The sequence below is a fragment of the Pseudomonas arcuscaelestis genome, from assembly GCF_016881005.1.
Taxonomy (GTDB): Bacteria; Pseudomonadota; Gammaproteobacteria; order Pseudomonadales; family Pseudomonadaceae; genus Aquipseudomonas; species Aquipseudomonas arcuscaelestis.
In genome coordinates, this window is sequence record NZ_JACOPV010000048.1 from 1 (window position 1) to 1,468 (window position 1,468).

The window sequence follows — 1,468 nt, forward strand, 5'->3', positions numbered from 1 at the left end:
CACCGCGTGGAACAATCGCCTGACCACTAACCTCGCGGTATTCCACAGCGACTACGACAACTACCAGGCCAACTTTTTCGACACCGTCGCCGGCCAGGTAGTGACCCGCCTGATCAACGCCGGCAGCGTCAGCACCGAAGGCGTCGAGTTGGATTACGCCTTGCAGGCCACCCAGCAACTCAAGCTCTCCGGCGCCCTGGCCTACACCCGTGCACGCATCGATGAATTCGCCTGCCCGGCGGGTGCCGCGGCTACGTGCAACGTCAACGGCAAGCCGCTGCCTTACAGCCCGGACTGGAAAAGCTACGTACGCGCCGACTACAGCATCCCGCTGGATAACGGCCTGGACATCGAACTGGGCACCGACTACAGCTGGCAAAGCGAAGTGCAGTACGACATCAGCCAGAACGTCGACACCAAGCAAGGGGCTTACGGCATCTGGAACGCCAGCGTAGCCCTGGCCGACTACACCAACGGCTGGCGCGTGGCCTTGCTGGCCAAGAATCTTGCCGACAAGTCTTACTCGCCGATGCTGGCCAGCGGCGGCAACTACATCTACCGCGCCGTGCCCCGTGACGATGAACGTTACTTCGGCGTGCAACTGCGCAAGGACTTCTAAACATGAGCCGTCAACTGAAACTCGGCGCCTTCCTCATGGCCACCGGGCACCACGTCGCCGCCTGGCGCCACCCGGATGTGCCGGCGAATGCAGGGCTGAATATCGCCCAGTACAAACACCTGGCGCGCGTCGCTGAGGCGGCGAAATTCGATGCCCTGTTCGTGGCCGACAGCGTTGCCGCCGCCACGGGTGAGATCGCCAGCCATATGGCGCGTTCGGATCATTTCGAACCGCTGACCTTGCTCTCGGCGCTGAGTGCAGTGACGGACCACATCGGCCTGATCGCCACGGCGACCACCACCTATAACGAGCCCTACCATGTGGCGCGCAAATTCGCCTCGCTGGATCATCTGTCCGGCGGGCGCGCGGGCTGGAACCTGGTGACGTCGGACGCTGCCGCCGAAGCGCAGAATTTCGGCCGTGATGAACACCTGGGCCATGGCGAACGCTACAGCCGCGCCCGCGAGTTTCATCAGGTGGTAACCGGCCTGTGGGACAGCTGGGAAGACGACGCCTTTGTGCGCGACAAGGCCAGCGGCAACTACTACGACCCGGCCAAATTGCATGTGCTGGACCACGTGGGCGAACACTTTCGCGTCAAGGGCCCGCTGAACGTAGCGCGCTCGCCTCAAGGCCAGCCGGTGATCGTGCAGGCGGGTTCTTCGCAAACCGGTCGTGAGCTGGCGGCGCAAACTGCTGAGGTGGTGTTTACCGCCCAGACGTCACTGGAGAATGCCCAGACGTTTTATGCCGACCTCAAGGGCCGTCTTCAAGCGTACGGACGCGATGAGAATTCGCTGAAAATCATGCCCGGCGTTTTTGTAGTGGTCGGACAGACCGAGGCTGAGG

General features: G+C 62.5%; 2 protein-coding genes. Both read left to right on the forward strand.

Features of this window, described 5'->3' with window-relative positions:
* A partial coding sequence (locus H8F21_RS29100; RefSeq protein WP_203585826.1) for a TonB-dependent receptor domain-containing protein occupies window positions 1–619 on the forward strand: 619 nt, incomplete at its 5' end.
* A 2-nt stretch (window positions 620–621) separates the two neighbouring features.
* On the forward strand, window positions 622–1,468 hold an 847-nt coding region (locus H8F21_RS29105), incomplete at its 3' end, for an NtaA/DmoA family FMN-dependent monooxygenase (RefSeq protein WP_203585827.1).